The sequence below is a fragment of the Paenibacillus sp. RU5M genome, from assembly GCF_900221055.1.
Classification (GTDB): Bacteria; Bacillota; Bacilli; order Paenibacillales; family Paenibacillaceae; genus Paenibacillus; species Paenibacillus marchantiae.
In genome coordinates, this window is the sequence record NZ_OBQM01000013.1 from 1 (window position 1) to 19,450 (window position 19,450).

Sequence of the window (19,450 nt, forward strand, 5' to 3'; positions counted from 1 at the left end):
CCACACGTACCCATCCCGAACACGACCGTTAAGCCCTCTAGCGCCGATGGTACTTGGACCGCAGGGTCCTGGGAGAGTAGGACGCCGCCAAGCAAAGAACCACTGCCGATGTTATTCGGTGGTGGTTTTTATTTGTTTTATACGAAGTATCTAATAAGTATCTAATATAGACCGTAACAGCCCGGAGAAAATCCAGGGCTGTTTTTTTATTTCAATTTATGTGAATGTACTAATTTTTATAGTCAGATTAATTTAAGCAGGTTCTTTCTATTTAACCATTTGGTTGCATGCCTCCCCTAGGCTTAAAAGTGATTTCTCCAATGCATGCTGTGTTTCTGAATCAAGGATGACTCCTTGTTTATTCATCTTCAAGGTAACATGAGGAATGGTTAGAGAGGCCTCATGTAAGACTTGGGCATTAATCATGTTTAGCGTCAGCAATAGTGAAGCATGGGCTTTGTCACCGCCCATGAGGCTTGGAGAAGCAGCGATGGCAACGGTGGGTTTATTGAGCCATTCTCCTGAAGATACGATCCAATCTAATGCGTTTTTTAAGACCCCAGGAACTCCGTTTCCATACTCGGGCGTGCAGATAAGGACTCCATCCGAATGCTTCAGTTGGGCTCTCAAATTCTGCACGGACTCAGGACCTTCCTCGACATCGAGGTCAGGGTTAAAATGCGGTAGATCATTTAATCCACCATATACTCCAAACTTAAGGTTAGGAGGAGCTAGCTTAATCATGGCATGCATTAGTAACGTATTGGAGGACTGATTGCGCAGGCTTCCGGAAATCGCAAGGATATTAAATTCATTTTTCATGGCTATACATCATCTCTATTCTTTAGTAATGTAGGGCAATCTGTTTATTTTCCTCCTGTTGGAATGGACTGTCTATAGAAAACGTATTTAATTAAGGCATTCTTCATGTTACTCAGAGGATATCCACAATTCTTCATCAAAAATGCATGCGATAGTTTGCATGACTGTGGGTAATAGGATGAATAGATCACATAAAATATTTAACTGACGAATGAGTCATAATAAATATTTTTTAAAATTAGTACCAAGTACTAATACTTAGTGCTATAATGATAAAAAACAAACGAGGTGACTACCGGTATGAATCAATCAATGTCAACCATTACCGCAATGGGTACGTATGTACCGGATCGAATATTAAGTAATGCTGATTTGGAGAAGCTCGTCGAGACGAGTGATGAATGGATTGTACAGCGTACAGGAATGAGAGAACGGCGCATAGCAGCTGATGATCAATTTGTATCTGACCTGGCCACCAAGGCTGTAGAAGATATGATGCGCCGTTATAATGTTAGCGTAGAAGATGTGGATATGATTTTGGTTGCTACCAGCACACCTGAATATTCATTTCCCAGCACAGCATCCAGAGTACAGGCGAATCTCAAGATTCCACATACGGGAGTGCTTGATTTGAATGCTGCATGTGCGGGGTTTACGTATGGATTACAGTTGGCTGACAGTTTGGTAACCAGTGGCATGTATCATAAAGTGTTGGTTATTGGAGCAGAGACGTTGTCCAAGATTACTGATTATACAGACCGTACGACATGTGTATTGTTCGGCGACGGGGCAGGAGCCTTTTTGGTAGAAAGAGCTGCTGGAAAAGGTGACTTTATGGCAGCCATCTCAGGTACGAGTGGAGAAGGCGGTATTCATCTCTATAAGAGTGGTCTTTCTTCTGAGATGAATGGTGTACCTCTGCAGGGTGAGGGATGCCTTGTCCAGAATGGCAGAGAAATCTATAAGTGGGCAGTACGCACGATTCCAGAACAATTGAGTGGGCTTATAGCCAAAGCAGAGATGAAGCCGGAGCAGATCGATTGGTTTGTACCCCATAGTGCGAATCTAAGAATGATTGAAGCGGTTTGTGAACGCGGTCCTATTCCGCTGGAACGCACTTTAACAAGTGTTGAGTACAGGGGAAATACCTCGGCAGCTTCCATTCCGCTCGCTTTACAGCTTGCAGTAGACGCAGGGAAATTAAAGCATGGGCATCAAATAGCCCTGTTTGGTTTTGGAGGCGGCCTGACCTACGCAGGTCTTGTGCTTAGATGGAGTGTACCTGACAGTCCTGTAAAATAAAGCTCAATCCTTTAGTGTATTTATGGGTAATTTTATGTTGTGTATTGACAGGCTTAAGGAAAGATGATAATTTAATCATACAAATTCCAATTGATTTACTTTGTTTTACTATAATTTTATATACCGACTGTTTAGACAGAGGTATCCTGCAAAGGTATATTTGCAGGATACCTCTTTTTTGTACTTTTCATCTGGGAGGGGGACTCAAATGGGTGAGACGTTAGTGGCTATATCTCAACTAAACAAACAGTTTGATACCACAGGAGGGTCGGTCCAGGCTTTGTATAATGTGGATTTACATGTGAAAGAAGGGGAGTTCATAACGATTATAGGGCCAAGTGGCTGTGGAAAAAGCACCTTGTTGCGTATCGTAGCGGGACTGGATCGCGGTTATACGGGTAGCGTAACGCTGAATGGGAACGAAATTAAAGGACCAGGGATCGATAAGGGCTTTATTTTTCAGGAGCACCGACTCTTTCCCTGGCTCACTGTAGAGAAGAACATCGCTTCTGATCTGTCGCTCGGTAAACCGGAAGTCAGACGGAAGGTGAATGAACTAATTGAACTGGTGAAATTGCAAGGATTTGAACAAGCCTATCCGCGTGAGTTGTCGGGTGGTATGGCCCAGCGTGTCGCCATTGCGCGAGCGCTGCTCCGAAGTCCCCAAATTTTACTGCTTGATGAACCGTTTGGTGCGCTAGATGCATTCACTCGGGCTCATATGCAGGCGGTACTACTAGATATTTGGCGCACAAACAAGACAACGATGATTTTTGTAACCCATGATATTGATGAGGCAGTTTTTCTGGGTGAGCGTGTGGTCATTTTGGAACCCCGCCCGGGACAAATTCGAAAAATCGTACCTATTGATCTCCCTTATCCTCGAAAGAAAGCGTCGAATTCATTTCAACAAGTTCGGTTAAAGGTATTAAGTGAGTTTGAGAAATTGGAAGAGTTTGAACTTAAGGATGGGGCCGGGATATAAATGAAGTTAACCTGATTGATTCATTCATTCCACTATTAATCCGAGTAATTCAATAAAATAAATATGTTTAAGTGAGTGGAGGAGGATATGATCTAATGTCAGAACAGGCGGCAACGCTCAAAGCGACCGATAAAAAAACCGGCAAAGCAGTAAAATTTGCATTAGGTCTTATTTTGCCGGGTATTGTGCTTATGCTGTGGCAGACTTTGGGGCATTACGAAATCATTTCGGAAATGCTGTTCCCGACCCCTTATACCATCGCAGTGGCTTTGGTGACTCTAGTTGTTTCGGGAGATTTGTGGGCTAATCTGCAAATTAGCGCTATGAGAGCATTTGCGGGATTCTTTCTTGGCGGAGGTCTTGGCCTCTTCTTCGGTATTCTGGTAGGTTTGTTTCGCAAATCAGAAAAACTGTTGGACCCTACTTTGCAAATGATTCGTATGATTCCAAGCCTTGCGGTTGTACCTTTATTCATTCTCTGGTTTGGTATAGGCGAGGAATCAAAGGTGCTGTTGATAGCAAAGGCTGCATTCTTTCCTTTATATATTCAAACTTTTATGGGCATACGTGGGGTGGACAATAAGCTGTTTGAGGTGACACGGGTGCTGGGTTACAGCCGGATCAAGCAAGTTACCCGCCTTGTGCTTCCGGCGGCTGTGCCAAACGTTATACTTGGCGTGCGATTGTCACTTGGGCTTTCTTGGCTGGCACTGGTCGTGGCAGAGATGATTGCTTCCAGCTCAGGCATCGGTTATATGATGTCGGATGCTCGGCAGTTCGCAGATACACCTGTCGTGTTCGTGGGAATATTCATTTTTGCTGCAGCAGGGTTGTTAAGCGATACATTGGTTCGACTGCTGGAACAGCGATTATTGCAATGGAAGGACAGCATTTCAGGTTAATTGAAAGGCTAAAGAATAAATGACAAAGCTCGAAATGATAGGAGGGATGCACTATGAACGAGGGAACGGAAGCCATAATGAAAACAGCTAAAAGCGCGCTGGACTCCAGAGATATCAGCGGAACAGCTCCGATCGTTGCTGGACGGACTAAAGTAATCTCTCGTTTACAGCTACCATCGCGTTCATGGAAAACCTCGCTGTCGGATGTGGTCATCGGGTCGCTGATTCCACTGGGTACACTGGCATTATGGCAGATTGCTGGCAGCATAGGGTGGTTATCGGCTGAATTTCTTCCAACCCCACTGAGTATCCTCAGCGCATTGACCGAGCTTGCGGCAACAGGAGAGCTAATCCATCATCTTGGTGTAAGTATGGGCCGTGCAGGATTGGGATTTCTGATTGGCGGGGTACTCGGACTGTGTTTTGGGATCCTAACCGGACTCTTTCGTCAAGCAGAATATATATTGGACCCGAGCGTACAGGTGCTTCGACTTGTGCCGCATCTGGCGATTGCACCGCTGATTATTTTGTGGTTTGGCTTCGGAGAAGTATCCAAGGTGGTCATTATTATGAGTGGTTCCTTTTTCCCTCTATACATCAACACTTTTATGGCTATTCGTGGGGTGGACAAAAAACTATATGAAGTAGCACAGGTACTCGGTTTCAGCCCGTATCAGCGAATACGCAGGTTGATTCTTCCAGCAGCACTACCGGGTATTTTGTTGGGGCTCCGGCTCTCGTTAGCCGTAGCCTGGATTGGATTGGTCGTGGCGGAATTGATCGGCTCACAGTCTGGAATCGGATTTCTGATTAATGAGGGTAAGCAGAATGCCAATACGGCCATCATTTTTGTCGGTATTCTCATTTTCGCTATTGTCGGCAAAGGGATAGACTCGCTCTTTCGTATGATAGAACGTAAATTTCTGTTCTGGCGAGACAGCTACCAGGGCTGAACATTTCAGGGAGGTCAATGCACATGAGTGAAGCGGTACGAGAAGATTCATTATTCCTTTTGGCAGATGTACTGGTTATTGGTGGAGGACCAGCGGGTACATGGGCAGCTCTCGCGGCAGCTGCCAAAGGAGCCTCAGTGGTACTGGCTGACAAGGGATATTGCGGCTCAAGCGGAGCCACTGCCCCTTCTGGAACAGGGGTGTGGTATGTGAAGCCTGATGAGAAGCTACGGGAAGAAGCGAAGGCGAGCCGGTATTTTATGGGAGGTCAACTAGCTGAGCATCGCTGGATGGATCGGGTGCTGAATCGAACATATGACAATATGAATCGACTGGGAGTATCAGGGTACCCTTTTCCGATCAATGAAGAAGGTCAGCAGCATCGTCGTGGTCTGCAAGGGCCGGAATATATGCGACTGATGCGTAAGCTGGTTAAAAGGGCAGGGGTTAAAATATTGGATCATAGCCCAGCCATGGAGCTGCTTGCAGATGAATATGGTGTAGCAGGTGCAGCCGGAGTACAAACGCAGAGTGGAAAAACATGGACTGTTCATGCAGGGGCTGTTGTCATTGCGACTGGAGGATGCGCATTTCTCAGCAAAGCGTTGGGCTGCAACGTACTTACTGGCGACGGTTACCTGTTTGCGGCCGAGGCGGGAGCGGCTCTTTCAGGCATGGAGTTTTCCAATGCTTATGCCATCTGCCCGACGTTCTCTTCCGTAACGAAGACGGCCTATTACAATTATGCCAGCTTTTATCATGAAGATGGCACCATTGTTGAAGGTGCAGGCTCCAAAAAGGGACGCTCTGTCATCGCTCGCCATCTGATGGCTGGACGTCAGGTTTACGCCAGACTGGATCAGGCGCCAGAAGATTTACAGCCGTTGCTGAGAGTAGCGCAAACGAACTTTTTCCTGCCGTTTGATCGGCTTGGAATTAATCCATTCAAGGAATTATTCCCGATCACGCTGCGTCTGGAGGGGACAGTTCGTGGAACTGGCGGCATTCGGGTGATGGATGAAAATTGTGCCACTGGCGTACCGGGTCTTTATGCAGCAGGAGATGCCGCTACACGGGAGTTGATCTGTGGTGGATTTACTGGAGGTGGCAGCCATAATGCGGCCTGGGCGATGTCTTCCGGGTCTTTCGCCGGGGAGGGTGCAGCAGGGTACGTGTTAGAACTCGGGCACAATGCTGCAAAACGTAATCCATCAGGCTTATCTTCTGCTCCTCTGGTGCAAGGGCAAGTGAAGCAAGGGACGGCAGCTCGCACAGCAGAATATGTATCCGCTGTGCAGGCTGAGGTGAAGCCTTATGAAGTGAACTTGTTCCGTACAGAGCAAGGTTTGTCCTCGGCGCTTGGTCGTCTTGACGAGTTATGGAGCATTCAACGCAATATACAGGTTCAGCGAACACCGGAAGGTGTGAAGGCCCGGGAGGCAGCCGCCATGACGGCAACCGCCCGTTGGATGTACAACTCTGCACTGGCCCGCACGGAATCCAGAGGGATGCACAAACGTGAGGATTACAAAGAGTCCGATACGGCACAGCATCATCGGCTGATCAGTGGCGGCCTGGATCAGGTCTGGGTGAAAACCGAGGAAGTGGCGAAGGAGAGTGTTCCCTTGTGATTGAAGTCATCAGTGCGACCAAGTGTATAGAGTGCAACCAATGCGTAGCCGTCTGTCCAACCAATGTCTTCGATCGAGTAGAGGGTGGAATACCCGTTATTGCAAGGCAGGACGACTGTCAGACCTGTTTTATGTGTGAGCTGTATTGTCCAGTGGATGCCTTGTATGTTGCACCTGATTCCGAAGCACTTACCGGAATAACCGAGCAGGAGCTTCAGGAGCAGGGATTTCTAGGTGGATATCGTGAGAAGGTAGGCTGGGGCAAGGGCAGAAAGCCAGTAGCAAGTCATAACTTCATGGTACAACTCTCTGCGAGAGCCGGATTCTGAAGATGCAAATGTTCAAGGGGGAAACCAACAATGAAACAGGCACACAGATACAAGGAGAAGAATACCGGAGGGACAACTGCAATGTGGCTGCGCCTGTCGGTTCTCGTTAGCATTGTTATGGTAGTACTGACTCTTCAGGCTTGTGGGAATAACGTTGGTTCAGGAAATACCAACAGCGCGACAGGCTCAACTGATGAAGGTCAATCGAAGGCGACAAGTGGTCAAAGGTCAGAGGATATACCGACCATTCTCAATTATGGTTTTATTGGCTCGAATAAGCTGAATTTGCCTGGTGGTGCCGAGGGGTGGGGCCTATATAAAGGTATTATTCAAGAGGAACTAAAAAAATACGGTATTACGGAAGTGAAACTGACCGGATTCCCTAATGGGCCTGACCAGACGGAATCGTTGATCAGCGGACGGCTGGATTTTGGCAGCTTGGGCGATACGCCAGCCATTATTGCTTATGCTTCCGGAGCGAAGACCAGGTTAATAACTCAATCCATGGTGAATAATGTGGGTTATCTGATTGGTAAAAAGGACGGTCCAAAAACAGTTAAGGAGCTGCAAGGCAAAACAATTGCAATTCAAAAAGGTTCCTTCATGCACCGTTACGTGGTCGGCCTGCTTCAGGAAGAAGGAGTAACCGACTACAAGCTGGTTCATATGTTAACTCCGGATGCAACAGCTGCATTGGCAAGAGGGGATGTGGATGCAACTACCAACCTGGGTGTACCCGCGCTAAAGCTCATTTCCGAAGGCTATACGCATCTGGATGATGCTTCACAGCATCCAGATCTTCTAGGCAGCAGCGTTACAGTTGTAGCGGAGGATTTCCTCGCTAAATTCCCTGATTTTCCTCAAGTATGGAATGAAGCAAGGCAGAAGGCTTTAGCTGACCTCAAGCAGCATGAAGATGAATATTATCAGTTCCTTGCTGAGATTGGGGACACTACACCTGAACTAGCGAAGCAGGTAAATCCGATCAGTGAAATCAAGGATACGGCGTTTACGGAGGACGGGTTGAAGCTGCTGGAAGGCACGAAAAACTTTTTAGTGGAAGAAAAACTGGCCAAAAAGGATTATTCGATTAGTGACTGGCAACAGCAATAGCCAACACAGTTTTGGCTTGGGAGCCGTTAGAGTGGCACTACAGAGACCACTACAGAAAAACAACAAACAGGTAATCTATTGAACATTAGCAGACAAAACGAACAAAATAGTGAAAAGTCCATCCAAATTCATGGCTACATGAATTTGGATGGACTTTTTTTGTGTGTAGCAATAAAGAATGTTTAATCCCATGAACGATTTATGGAGTGAGCTTTGGTGCTTGGCGGTGATGAGTCCCTTGCTCATAGCTGTAAGCCAGCTTGATCAAGGTTCCTTCATCAAAAGCGCGGCCCAGGAATTCCATACCTACTGGCAGACCTTCAGTTGTAAATCCAGCAGGTACGGTAATTGCCGGGAAGCCAGAGAATGGGCTCAATCGGTTGTTACCACCGGAGTTTTGCCCTTCGCCAATAACACCAGCGGCTTGCGTGGATGTTGGATAGATGATGGCATCCAGGTTGTTGTCCGCCATAACTTTCAGCAAGGACTCACGTGTGATTTGGGTACGTTTCAGGACGATGTCCTTATATTCGGCAGTCTCCAACGTTTCCCGTGCATCACGAGTCTTCATAGACTGTTCTTGTGACTTGTCGAACTGTCCGGAAGCAATAATCTCGGACAAGCTGTGATAAGGGGCTTCGTCACCAAGAGACTCCAGATAGTCATTAAGTTGGAATTTGAACTCGTATCCACTCAAGCTTGGGTATTTGTTGATTTCCGCCAGGTTTGGAATACTGATCGGGACTGCCGTAGCTCCCAGCGTTTTGAGTTCTTCTACTGCATTGTTAATCACATCAGCAACGGCTTTTTCCTCAGCTTTGGTACTTGGGATGAGTTCGGTGGCCACACCAATGCGTGCACCTTTCAGACCGTTTACATCCAGGAAGTCAGTATAGCTGGAAGGGATTTTGCCTACAGCATAAGCTGTAGCGACATCGTTTTTGTCATAGCCGGCTGTAGCATCCAGCATGATTGCAGCATCACTTACGGTACGAGCCATAGGACCACCGACATCCTGGGTCAATGCAAGAGGGATGATTCCTTCACGGCTGGACAGTCCGATTGTTGGACGAATACCGACAAGGCTGTTGAAGCTGGAAGGGATACGGATTGATCCGCCGGTGTCAGTACCCATGCCTGCGGCTGCAAAGTTTGAGGCAATGGCGGCACCCGTACCACCACTTGACCCGCCTGGATAGTGATCCAGCGCATAAGGATTCAGTGTTTGTCCACCCAGCGAGCTGGATGTGGTAATACCGAATGCGAATTCATGCAGATTGGTTTTGCCCAAAATAATGGCCCCGGCTGCTTTGAGCTTCTTCACTTGTTCAGCATCGTGAGCAGGTACGGAATCTTTCAGACAGATACAGCCTGCGGTTGTAGGCATATCGTTGGTATCGAAGTTATCTTTAACTAAAACCGGAATACCATGTAAAGGTCCGCGGGCACCCTGAGCTGCACGTTCTTCGTCCAACGTTTCAGCGATTTTGAGGGCATCCGGGTTCAAGGTCAGAACTGCGTTAATGCTCACATCCTGATCATCATATTTTTCAATCCGATCCAGGTACTTCTGCACGAGTTCTTTGGATGTTAGCTTTCCTTGCGTCATGGCAGCCTGGAGATCCGTAATTGTCGCTTCCTCCAGAACAAATGGTTTTATGTAGTTATAAATGCGGTCTTTCAATATAGCAACATCATTTTGGGTCAGTACTGCATTAGGAAGGAAGAGGGCGTCGGTATATCCTTTCATCAACCCCGCGGTGTTCAGCGCACCAACGGCACCGGCAAAGCTCGCCTGATCCGGAACATCCTTGAACGATTCTGGAGTGGACTCCAGCTTCAGCCAGGTTTGCAAAGCTAAAGCAGCATCTTTACGCTGTACTGTTGTGCCGGAAAGTTTGTCCATGGAAAAAGGAACACCTGCAAGTGTAGCCGCTTCTTCCATAGCTTGAACAAATGCTACTGCTGTGACAGGTGCCTTACCAGCTGTTACGGCTGCAACCGTAGTTTTGCTAGAAGGCGTTGCCGTTGCAGCTGACGCTGAGGGAACCGTTCCTCCCCATGTTGAGGCAACAACCGCTCCGGCCAGTAACAAGGCCCCACTTTTTTTCAATACAGATCCATGATAAGTCATGCATCCACGCTCCCTTCCTGTGTATCAATGATGTGTGTTGGCGAATCTGATATAGTTGCTTTTTTCACATTCTAAGTACATGTAAGGTATTCTTACAACACTCATATTTATCCAAAAAATCGTATACATACTATATTCACGCTAGATATCCTACTAAATGCTCCTAATTCCATGCGCGGAAGAAAAATGTCGAAGATTATTGTGTTAATTAATCTAACATAAGACTGCAAGATAGGTATTTCATGAGATAAATCGTTAATTGTGAAGCCAAAGCAAACCAATACCATGAAATGATATAATGAAAAGATAGAAGTAGAAGAACTCTTTTAATTACGATAGAAGCAAGAGAGTCATAGGTTTATCAAAGAAAGGAAGATATGGATTGAAAACATTAGTACTCGCAGAAAAACCATCTGTGGCACGAGAAATAGCCAGAGTGATGGGAGCGCGTGATAAACATAAAAGCTATATGGAAGGCCCGAAATATATCGTGACTTGGGCGCTTGGGCATCTTGTTGGATTGGCTGAACCAGAGGACTATGACAAAAAGTATGCAACCTGGAATCTGGAGGATCTGCCGATTCTGCCTGATCGCACCAAGCTGAAGGTACTCAAAGAGACCAACCATCAATACAAAGCGGTACAGCAGCTGATGAAACGTCAGGATGTTGGTGAATTGGTCATTGCAACGGATGCAGCACGTGAGGGTGAATTGCTGGCTCGCTGGATTATGCAAATGGCCCAGTGGAAAAAGCCGTTTAAACGGCTGTGGATATCATCCCAGACCGACAAGGCCATCAAGGATGGATTTGCATCACTGAAGCCAGGTAGCCAGTTTGATCGTCTCTATGAATCGGCACGTTGCCGGGCAGAAGCAGATTGGATGATTGGTCTTAACGTGACGCGTGCATTGACGGTTCGATTTAATGCACAATTGTCAGCTGGACGGGTACAGACCCCTACACTTGGCATGATTATGGACAGGGAAAATGAGATCAACGGATTCCGCTCCCAAGAGTATGAGACGTTAACGGCCGATCTGGGAGGTTTCCAGGCAGTATGGCGCGCTGCAGGTGGGGATTCACGCATCTTCGATCCGCAAGAGACACAAGAATTGAAGAAACGAATAGAGGGTCGCAAGGGTACGATTGCCCAAGTGAAAAAAAGCGAAAAGGTTGAGCCGCATCCGCTGGCTTATGACCTGACGGAATTACAACGGGATGCCAACCGGAAATATGGTTTTTCCGCCAAGCAAACATCGAATGTGCTGCAGCGTCTTTATGAACAGCACAAGCTGGTAACCTACCCACGTACAGACAGCCGTTACCTGACATCGGATATGACGGGAACGCTGAAAGAACGACTGGATAGTGTAGCGATTGGCCCCTATGCGTCTCTGGCTCGTCCGTTGTTGCGCAAAAATCTGAATATCACCAAACGTATCGTGGATGACAGCAGGGTAACGGATCACCATGCGATCATTCCAACAGAACAGACGGTTCTCCTCAATCAGCTGAATCCAGAGGAACGTAAGCTATACGATCTGATCGTACGTCGTTTTATCAGCTTGTTCTATCCGGCTGCAAAGTACGATTCTGTTGCGATCACTGTTCAGGTGGGCAACGATTCCTTTCATGTGAAAGGCACAACGGTGAAAGAAAGCGGCTGGCGGGAAGTGTACGGCGGAGATTATAGCGATGAGGATGATGATCGTGCTGACGATTCCTCAGACCATGATCGTGCGCTTTTGCCAGACGTGCAGCAAGGTCAGTCCGTGACGGTTCAACGTTGTCATATCAAAAGTGGACGGACGATGCCGCCCAAACGGTATACAGAGGCAGCGCTGCTTTCCCAAATGGAGAAGCATGGACTGGGCACTCCGGCTACACGAGCGGATATTATCGAGAAGCTGGTCAGTTCCGACACCATTGATCGTCAAGGGAACAGCATGCATCCAACGGGAAAAGGAAAACAGCTGATTGAACTGGCTGCTCCACAGCTGCGTTCACCGGAGTTAACAGCTCGCTGGGAAGCTGAGCTGGAACGAATCGCCCGTGGACAAGGGAAGCCTGAGCCTTTCCTGGAGAGCATCCGTTCGATGGCGAAAGAGCTTGTATCTACAGTAAAAGGAAGCAAAGCGGAGTATAAGCCGCATAATGTATCCAATAGTCACTGCCCGGATTGTAATGCCCGCTTACTGGAGAAGAAAGGCAAACGTGGCAAGTTCCTCGTGTGTCCAACGGAGGATTGCGGATATCGTCGTTCGGCAGAGAAACGATTATCCAACCGTCGCTGTGCACAGTGTCACAAAAAGATGGAAATTAAAGAGGGTAAGGCAGGTTTGTACGTGCAATGTCTGCCTTGCGGCATAACGGAAACGTTGGATAAAGACAAACAGCATGTGAACAAACGTGATCAGCAAAAGCTGGTCAAACAATATGCGAAACAGGAGTCGATCGGTTCCAATTTGGGAGAACTGTTGAAGGCAGCCATGGAGAAAAAGGGAGAGTAAGACTGTCGTATAAGATTCTCCTTTTTCAGGCAACGTAAGCCTAGGAGGTGATACGCAGATGCCACATAACAAACCAGAGAAGATTCATAATCAGCAGAACAAAGACAGCATTCAGGAAGAGAGTATCTCTGTACGTCCCGAAAAGGCAGCAAAAAGAGCACCAAACCTGAATGGTATTCCTAAACAGGAGTCATAGGTTTGGTATTCGGGATTCATTGCTTCTAAATATCTTTGCGGTTCCCTTCTCGCGTTGATCATGTTCCTTCAGAGGACTATAATGGAGGTACAGGGAGATGTCCCGGGACAGGGGGACCGCTAGAATTATATGCAAACCGGATTGATACTGTGGTTTTTATTTATCAATGTCGTAGGTTACCTGGTCATGTCGGACGACAAGAAACGTGCGCAGCGCCGTCGAGACCGTACACCCGAACGAACGCTGTTTCTGCTGGCCTTTATTGGTGGGGCATTGGGGGTATGGATTGCAATGTATCGTAAACGTCACAAGACCAAACATCCCAGTTTTACGATCGGCATTCCGTTGTTGTTATTCCTAAATGCGGTAATCTATGGGTATTTCCTGCAATAAGGTACGGATTGAATGGTTGGGATCTGCTGTACTCCAGGTGAGTGGCTAGAATGATTATGTAAAATGTTTCTTATAAATGGTTCATTTTGACCTGGGGACGTTTAAGGAGTTACATGGTTCTTGTATTTTATGTCAGACCGAAGCTGGCTTCGAATGTTCTACATATAAAGGAAGGGACGGGATTTACATGTTATTCTCCAAAATACTAGTTGCTTATGATGGTTCGAAAGCTTCAAATAAAGCACTTGATCGTGCGATTGAGTTAGCCAAAGTTTCTCCGGGTGCAGTCTTGGATGTTATTCATGCCTTTGACTTTCCACGTGTATTCATCGGGGAAGGATTGGCACCTTTGCCACCTTCTTTGAATAATGACTACTATAATCTGGCGGTGCAAACGACGGATGAAGCGAAAGAGCGGATTCAGGCTGCTGGCGTTACAGCAAACGTGGATCTGATTCAAGGAGCTGCTGCCGAGGTCCTTCTCGATTATGCCAAAGAGAACGGATCGGATATCATCATTATTGGTAGTCGTGGTCTTGGTGGAATCCGGGAATTTGTCTTGGGTAGCGTTAGTCACAACGTAGTGCAGCATGCTCAGGTTCCGGTACTTATCGTGAAATAATTATAGAATGTGTGTATACACATAATAGAGAAAAGCCGGCTGTCTTCGATAGGTTGAAGAGGGGTCGGCTTTCTTTTTTGGAATAAAAGGGATGCAGTATCTCTGAATGATCGGTTATTTCCGAACATTAAATTTGTCAATATGTTAAATGTTCGTCTTTAAGTTGACATTAGCTGTAGGGGATTGTTAGAATGTTAGATGTGTCGATCAGTTATATATAAGGTCGAGTAGGTTCGAAAGATGTGGATTTTTCAATTTTATTGAATTAATTTGTTGAAATAGATATTTGCTCGTATAACGCCGGGAATAGGGCCCGGAAGTATCTACCCGGGAACCGTAAATTTCCGGACTACGAGGAGATACGGCTGAGAGACGCATGAAATCAGATGCGGACAGCAAGCCTGCCTTTGGCATGCCCAAATGCGGGATACGTATTTCTTGGAGTCCGGTGTCCGGAGAAAATGTGATGTTTTCGCGGGTAGCGGATTTTTTCATTTCACAATAAACGAGAAGCAACAGGATGAAACCAAAACGCTCAGACGGGAGTTGGATGTATTCATGTCAGTACAGGTGGCTGTAATTATGGGCAGTAAGTCGGATTGGGAAACGATGAAGTATGCTTGTGAGGTGCTGGACGAGCTGGAGATTGGGTATGAAAAAAAAGTCGTATCCGCGCATCGCACACCAGATTTGATGTTTGAATATGCGGAGCAAGCGATTGACCGTGGATTCAAGGTTATCATTGCGGGTGCGGGTGGGGCAGCTCATCTGCCCGGTATGGTCGCTTCCAAAACGATGCTTCCGGTCATTGGAGTTCCCGTGCAATCCAAGGCGCTAAATGGTCTCGATTCCTTGCTGTCCATTGTTCAGATGCCTGGTGGCATTCCCGTCGCAACGGTAGCGATTGGCAAAGCAGGTGCAACGAATGCCGGATTGCTTGCGGCTCAGATCATCGGTGCTTTTGACCAGGATGTCCAACGTCGCAGCGAAGCCCGCAGAGAGCGAATCAAAAAAGAAGTGCTCGAAAGCAGTGACGAAATATGAATAGTACAAGAATACAACCCGGATCAGCAGGCAAAGCAGAACGTGTCTTGCTCCCAGGAAAAACAACCATTGGTGTTCTCGGAGGAGGGCAGCTTGGACGGATGCTGACACTTGCCGGAACAGCGATGGGGTATCGGTTCGTTACACTTGATCCAGCAGCAGATGCTCCTTGTGGACAAATTGCCGATCAGATTAAAGCGGGTTATGACGATGAACAGGCTGCACTCGAACTGGCTCGGCAGTGTGATGTAATCACATATGAGTTCGAGAATGTAGATGCAGATGTTGCTTCTCTCCTAGAACGGGAATCCTATGTACCGCAAGGAAGTGCATTATTGTACACAACCCAGCATCGTTTACGAGAAAAACGTGCCATTGAGGCGGCTGGTGTACGTGTAGCCCCTTATCGGGAAATTACAAGTAAGGACACAATGAAGGCGGCCGTGAGTGAACTTGGTGTTCCTTGTGTACTGAAGACGGTGACTGGTGGATATGACGGCAAGGGTCAGCGGGTTATACGAGAAACAAATCAGGCGATATCTGCGTATGAAGAACTCGCAGCTACCGGTGCGGAACTGGTATTGGAGCAATTTATTAAATTTGACTGCGAGATTTCAGTCGTTGTTGCACGCAGCACGAATGGGGAAATTAAGACGTTCCCGCCTGCGGAGAACATTCATGTGAACAACATTTTGCATGCTTCGATCGTACCAGCAAGAGTGGCGACCGAAATACAGATTGAGGCGCAGAAGTTGGCGGCAGCAGTGGCTCAATCCATCCAAGCCGTTGGATTGCTGGCAGTGGAGTTGTTTGTTGCGGCAGATGGAAGACTGTATGTGAATGAGCTGGCCCCTAGGCCGCATAATTCCGGCCACTATACGATGGAGGCCTGTGCCACATCACAATTTGAACAGCATATTCGTGCGATTTGCGGATTGCCGCTTGGAGATACTTCATTATTAAGCCCGGTTGTTATGGTCAATGTGCTTGGAGAACATCTGGAAGGTATTATTGCCAGAACGGGTCAGGCTGACGCGGAAGCGTTGGAACTCGGTGTAATTCCTAAGCTTCATATATATGGTAAGACCGAAGCGAAGACAGGACGAAAAATGGGGCATGTCAATCTGCTCTGTCAGGATGTCGAAGAAGGATTACAATGGATTGAACAAACTAATCTTTGGAGGAATACAAATTTATGATCGAACGTTATAGCAGACCCGAAATGAGAGCCATCTGGACGGAGGAGAACAAATTCAAGTCTTGGCTGGAAGTTGAAATTTGTGCATGTGAAGCTTGGGCAGAGCTTGGAGTCATTCCTAAGGAAGAAGCAGCATTGCTTCGTCAGAATGCTTCTTTTGATATCGACCGCATTTACGAGATTGAAAAGGAAACACGTCATGACGTTATTGCCTTCACACGTACGGTATCTGAAAGTCTGGGTGCTGAGCGGAAATGGGTGCACTACGGACTGACTTCCACGGATGTCGTTGATACGGCTCTGGGATATGTACTGCGTCAGGCAAACGAAATCTTGGAACGTGACATTGTGAACTTTATCGAAATTTTACGTGACAAAGCGAAGACTTATCAGCATACGCCAATGATGGGACGTACACATGGGGTACATGCGGAGCCAACGACGTTTGGTCTGAAAATGGCACTCTGGCATGAAGAAATGAAACGGAATCTGGAGCGTTTCCGCCACGCGGCAGACAACGTACAGTACGGTAAAATCTCAGGAGCAGTTGGCACATACGCAAACATCGATCCATTTGTTGAAGAGTTTGTCTGCGAGAAGCTGGGCACGAAACCTGCACCGATCTCGACTCAAACGCTGCAACGTGACCGTCATGCAGAATACATGGCTACACTGGCATTGATCGCAACATCTTTGGACAAGTTCGCTACAGAAGTGCGTGCGCTTCAAAAGAGTGAATTCCGTGAAGTGGAAGAAGCATTTGCAAAGGGTCAAAAAGGATCTTCGGCAATGCCGCACAAACGTAACCCCATCGGTAGTGAAAATATCTCCGGTCTGTCCCGCGTCATTCGCGGACATATGGTATCGGCATACGAGAACGTGACACTGTGGCACGAGCGTGATATCTCACACTCTTCCGTAGAGCGTATCATTCTGCCGGATGCAACGATGCTGCTGAACTACATGCTGAACCGTTTCGGTAACATCGTGAAGAATCTGACGGTATTCCCTGAAAATATGAAACGTAATATGGAGCGCACCTTCGGCGTACCATTCTCCGGTCGCGTAATGACGAAGTTGATCGACAAAGGTTTCAGTCGCGAGCAAGCGTACGATACCGTTCAACCACGTGCGATGCAAGCATGGGAAGAACAACGCCAGTTCCAGGATATCGTAAAATCCACACCGGAAATCACTGAAGTGCTGAGCGAAGAGGAAATCGCAGATGCGTTCAACCCATCATGGCACCTGAAACACGTAGATACCATCTTTAAAAAGCTTGGTTTGAACGATTAATATATTAAGGCTTTGAATTATTCTACTCCCTAAAAGTATAGGTTAATTATGTGTTCACGCTGGAACGGAGAAGGCAGAAAAAACCTGAAGAAGCAAAGCGCTCGCCTTTATCACCGGATTTTCCCCTTGAGAAAGGGGATCAGAAAAATCCGGGGATAACAGCGATCGGAAGGTTGTTCTGCATTCGGAGTGGCCCTGCGTGATGAGGGGAATTGGACGTATACTTTACATCTCCTGAAAGAAGGTGAGCCTCCATGGCGCTGTCCACTGCGGCAGATCTCGTTAAAGCTCCTTTGTTATATAAGGGAAAAGTACGTGAGTTGTACGATCTGGGTGAAAATTTTCTCATCGTGGTTACGGATCGGATTTCGGCATTTGACTATGTGCTGGACCCAGCCGTTCCCGAGAAGGGCAATGTGCTTAATAAACTGAGCAGCTTCTGGTTTGAACTGACGGGCGACATGATGGATAACCACGTGGTGCATACGGATGTAAACCAATTGGGCGATATCATTACTGATCCTGAACTGCTCAAAGACCGCATCATGGTGACCCGCAAAGCCGAGCGCATTGATATTGAATGTGTGGTGCGTGGATACATTACCGGTGGCGGATGGAGACAATATGAGAAAAGCGGAGAGGTCAACGGCATCAAGCTGCCGGATGGACTTCGCAAAAACGCCAAGCTCGACGTTCCCATCTTCACCCCAGCAGCTAAAAACGATGTCGGTCATGACGAAGACATCCCGATGGATCGAATGAAAGAACTTGTCGGAGATGCTCTCGCGATTGAGCTTCAGGAAAAGAGCCTGCGTCTCTACGAATTTGCTCGCGACTATTGCGATCAGCGGGGAATCATTCTCGCAGACTGCAAATTCGAGTTCGGTATGGTCGATGGTAAAGTCATTCTGATCGATGAAATCTTCACGCCAGACGCTTCTCGCTTCTGGGCCAAAGAGAATTACGAACTCGACATCGAGATCGATAGCATGGATAAAGAGCCAGTGCGCACATATCTGTTAGGCAGCGATTGGGACAAGAACAGCAAACCTGACCCGCTGCCACAAGAGGTAGTGGAGGCCACAACCGCAAGGTACGTCGATATTTATAACCGTTTAACGGAAAAGTAAGTTTGAGTAAGGGACGTTTGAGTGTAGGCTACGGGAAAGTTTGAGGAGGCTAACGTTTGAGCGGGCTACGGGAAAGTTTGGCTTTCGATCGCTGTTGCCCCCGGAATGTTTTGATTGGAATCCTTTTTTCAAAAGGAAACATTCCGGTTGCAAAGGCGAAGCTTATGCTTACGAAGTAGCTTTCTTTCAGAAAGCTTTTAGCTTCGCTTCTCCAGCTCAAATCTTTCCCTCCGCCAGTTTCAAACTGGTGGATAGGAAATTTAAACCAAGACTTCTATTAAACAGGAAGTCTATCAATATAAAAAAACGTTAAGGTTACTCATTTAAACTCGAAGACTATATCAGCGTTTCCGCGGAATGGTCAGGCTAGACCATTACACACCGTGCAACGTAAAAGGGTTTAGGCCTTTAAAAAAACGTCGCATGGACTAGCGGAGGGGCGGAATTGTTCTTAAAGGAGCGATAGCGTTCGCCTTTGTCCCCGGGTTTTGACCGCATAGCGGGCCAAAACAATCCAAAAAACCTGGGGACAACAGCGACCGGAAAGAACAATCCGCCCCGGAGCAAGCTCCCAAGTCACTTTTTTTAACAGCATAAAGCATTTATCCCGTTCATTACTGAGGAGGAACATAAGGATCATGATCAAAGCAACCGTCTATGTCACTATTAAGCAAAGCGTTCTCGACCCGCAAGGAGTAGCTGTTCAAGGTGCCCTGCATTCGATGGGATTCAATGAAGTGGAAAGTGTACGGATTGGTAAAGTCATGGAACTGACTCTGGATACAACAGACCGTGCGGAAGCGGAGAAACGATTGACAGTAATGTGTGAAAAGCTGCTGGCTAACACCGTTGTTGAAGATTACCGCTACGAATTGGAGGGTTAATCCC

The 19,450-nt window shown here is 47.1% G+C and carries 18 protein-coding genes, 1 rRNA gene and 1 riboswitch; of the genes, 17 read left to right on the forward strand and 2 right to left on the reverse strand.

The features are described from left to right. Window positions 1–93: ribosomal RNA gene (gene rrf / locus CRO25_RS27560) — 5S ribosomal RNA — on the forward strand; the annotation flags it as partial. A 174-nt stretch (window positions 94–267) separates the two neighbouring features. Here rrf and CRO25_RS27565 read toward each other — a convergent pair. Next, complete coding sequence (locus tag CRO25_RS27565) at window positions 268–822, reverse strand: NADPH-dependent FMN reductase (protein WP_079697163.1); 555 nt, start codon at window positions 820–822, stop codon at window positions 268–270. A 300-nt stretch (window positions 823–1,122) separates the two neighbouring features. Between CRO25_RS27565 and CRO25_RS27570 the strand changes: the two genes are divergently transcribed. From CRO25_RS27570 to CRO25_RS27600, 7 genes are all read left to right on the forward strand, one after another. Then, the gene (locus tag CRO25_RS27570) at window positions 1,123–2,124 is read left to right on the forward strand and encodes a ketoacyl-ACP synthase III (RefSeq protein WP_079697164.1); all 1,002 of its coding nucleotides are present in this window, start codon (window positions 1,123–1,125) and stop codon (window positions 2,122–2,124) included. Window positions 2,125–2,332: 208 nt separating this feature from the next. Then, window positions 2,333–3,109, forward strand: coding sequence for an ABC transporter ATP-binding protein (locus tag CRO25_RS27575; protein WP_079697165.1), 777 nt, complete (start codon window positions 2,333–2,335; stop codon window positions 3,107–3,109). 95 nt (window positions 3,110–3,204) lie between these two features. Then, window positions 3,205–4,011, forward strand: a complete 807-nt coding sequence (locus CRO25_RS27580; protein ID WP_079697166.1) for an ABC transporter permease — start codon at window positions 3,205–3,207, stop codon at window positions 4,009–4,011. 53 nt (window positions 4,012–4,064) lie between these two features. After that, the gene (locus CRO25_RS27585) at window positions 4,065–4,964 is read left to right on the forward strand and encodes an ABC transporter permease (protein ID WP_079697167.1); all 900 of its coding nucleotides are present in this window, start codon (window positions 4,065–4,067) and stop codon (window positions 4,962–4,964) included. A 23-nt stretch (window positions 4,965–4,987) separates the two neighbouring features. After that, window positions 4,988–6,595 carry an FAD-dependent oxidoreductase gene (locus CRO25_RS27590; protein ID WP_079697168.1) on the forward strand — a complete coding sequence of 536 codons (1,608 nt, stop codon included), beginning with the start codon at window positions 4,988–4,990 and terminating at the stop codon, window positions 6,593–6,595. After that, window positions 6,592–6,924 (forward strand): ferredoxin family protein, encoded by a 333-nt coding sequence (locus CRO25_RS27595; protein WP_063568212.1) that lies wholly within the window; start codon window positions 6,592–6,594, stop codon window positions 6,922–6,924. Before CRO25_RS27590 ends, CRO25_RS27595 begins: the two co-directional genes overlap by 4 nt. Window positions 6,925–6,954: 30 nt before the next feature. Beyond that, complete coding sequence (locus CRO25_RS27600; RefSeq protein ID WP_256863764.1) at window positions 6,955–8,037, forward strand: ABC transporter substrate-binding protein; 1,083 nt, start codon at window positions 6,955–6,957, stop codon at window positions 8,035–8,037. 199 nt (window positions 8,038–8,236) lie between these two features. On the opposite strand, the gene CRO25_RS27605 is transcribed toward CRO25_RS27600, so the two are convergent. Then, window positions 8,237–10,171, reverse strand: coding sequence for an amidase family protein (locus CRO25_RS27605; RefSeq protein ID WP_079697169.1), 1,935 nt, complete (start codon window positions 10,169–10,171; stop codon window positions 8,237–8,239). 382 nt (window positions 10,172–10,553) lie between these two features. Between CRO25_RS27605 and CRO25_RS27610 the strand changes: the two genes are divergently transcribed. From CRO25_RS27610 to purS, 9 genes are all read left to right on the forward strand, one after another. Continuing rightward, complete coding sequence (locus CRO25_RS27610; RefSeq protein WP_079697170.1) at window positions 10,554–12,683, forward strand: DNA topoisomerase III; 2,130 nt, start codon at window positions 10,554–10,556, stop codon at window positions 12,681–12,683. 58 nt (window positions 12,684–12,741) lie between these two features. Further along, window positions 12,742–12,879: a hypothetical protein gene (locus CRO25_RS33600; RefSeq protein ID WP_162842470.1), complete on the forward strand. Its 138-nt coding sequence runs from the start codon at window positions 12,742–12,744 to the stop codon at window positions 12,877–12,879. A gap of 129 nt (window positions 12,880–13,008) precedes the next feature. Beyond that, window positions 13,009–13,272 (forward strand): DUF1294 domain-containing protein, encoded by a 264-nt coding sequence (locus tag CRO25_RS27615; RefSeq protein WP_063568208.1) that lies wholly within the window; start codon window positions 13,009–13,011, stop codon window positions 13,270–13,272. Between the two features lie 187 nt (window positions 13,273–13,459). Then, window positions 13,460–13,894, forward strand: coding sequence for a universal stress protein (locus CRO25_RS27620; protein ID WP_024633549.1), 435 nt, complete (start codon window positions 13,460–13,462; stop codon window positions 13,892–13,894). Between the two features lie 270 nt (window positions 13,895–14,164). Further along, window positions 14,165–14,266, forward strand: a riboswitch (purine riboswitch). A gap of 186 nt (window positions 14,267–14,452) precedes the next feature. Next, window positions 14,453–14,938: a 5-(carboxyamino)imidazole ribonucleotide mutase gene (purE, locus tag CRO25_RS27625; protein ID WP_072735748.1), complete on the forward strand. Its 486-nt coding sequence runs from the start codon at window positions 14,453–14,455 to the stop codon at window positions 14,936–14,938. Then, window positions 14,935–16,137, forward strand: a complete 1,203-nt coding sequence (gene purK, locus CRO25_RS27630) for a 5-(carboxyamino)imidazole ribonucleotide synthase (RefSeq protein WP_079697171.1) — start codon at window positions 14,935–14,937, stop codon at window positions 16,135–16,137. The genes purE and purK overlap by 4 nt, the downstream gene beginning before the upstream one ends. After that, window positions 16,134–17,432 (forward strand): adenylosuccinate lyase, encoded by a 1,299-nt coding sequence (gene purB / locus CRO25_RS27635; RefSeq protein WP_079697172.1) that lies wholly within the window; start codon window positions 16,134–16,136, stop codon window positions 17,430–17,432. The genes purK and purB overlap by 4 nt, the downstream gene beginning before the upstream one ends. A 254-nt stretch (window positions 17,433–17,686) precedes the next feature. Next, on the forward strand, window positions 17,687–18,562 hold the full coding sequence (locus CRO25_RS27640) for a phosphoribosylaminoimidazolesuccinocarboxamide synthase (protein ID WP_079697173.1): 876 nt from the start codon (window positions 17,687–17,689) through the stop codon (window positions 18,560–18,562). A gap of 638 nt (window positions 18,563–19,200) precedes the next feature. Further along, window positions 19,201–19,446 (forward strand): phosphoribosylformylglycinamidine synthase subunit PurS, encoded by a 246-nt coding sequence (gene purS / locus CRO25_RS27645; protein WP_024633544.1) that lies wholly within the window; start codon window positions 19,201–19,203, stop codon window positions 19,444–19,446. Window positions 19,447–19,450: the final 4 nt, after the last annotated feature.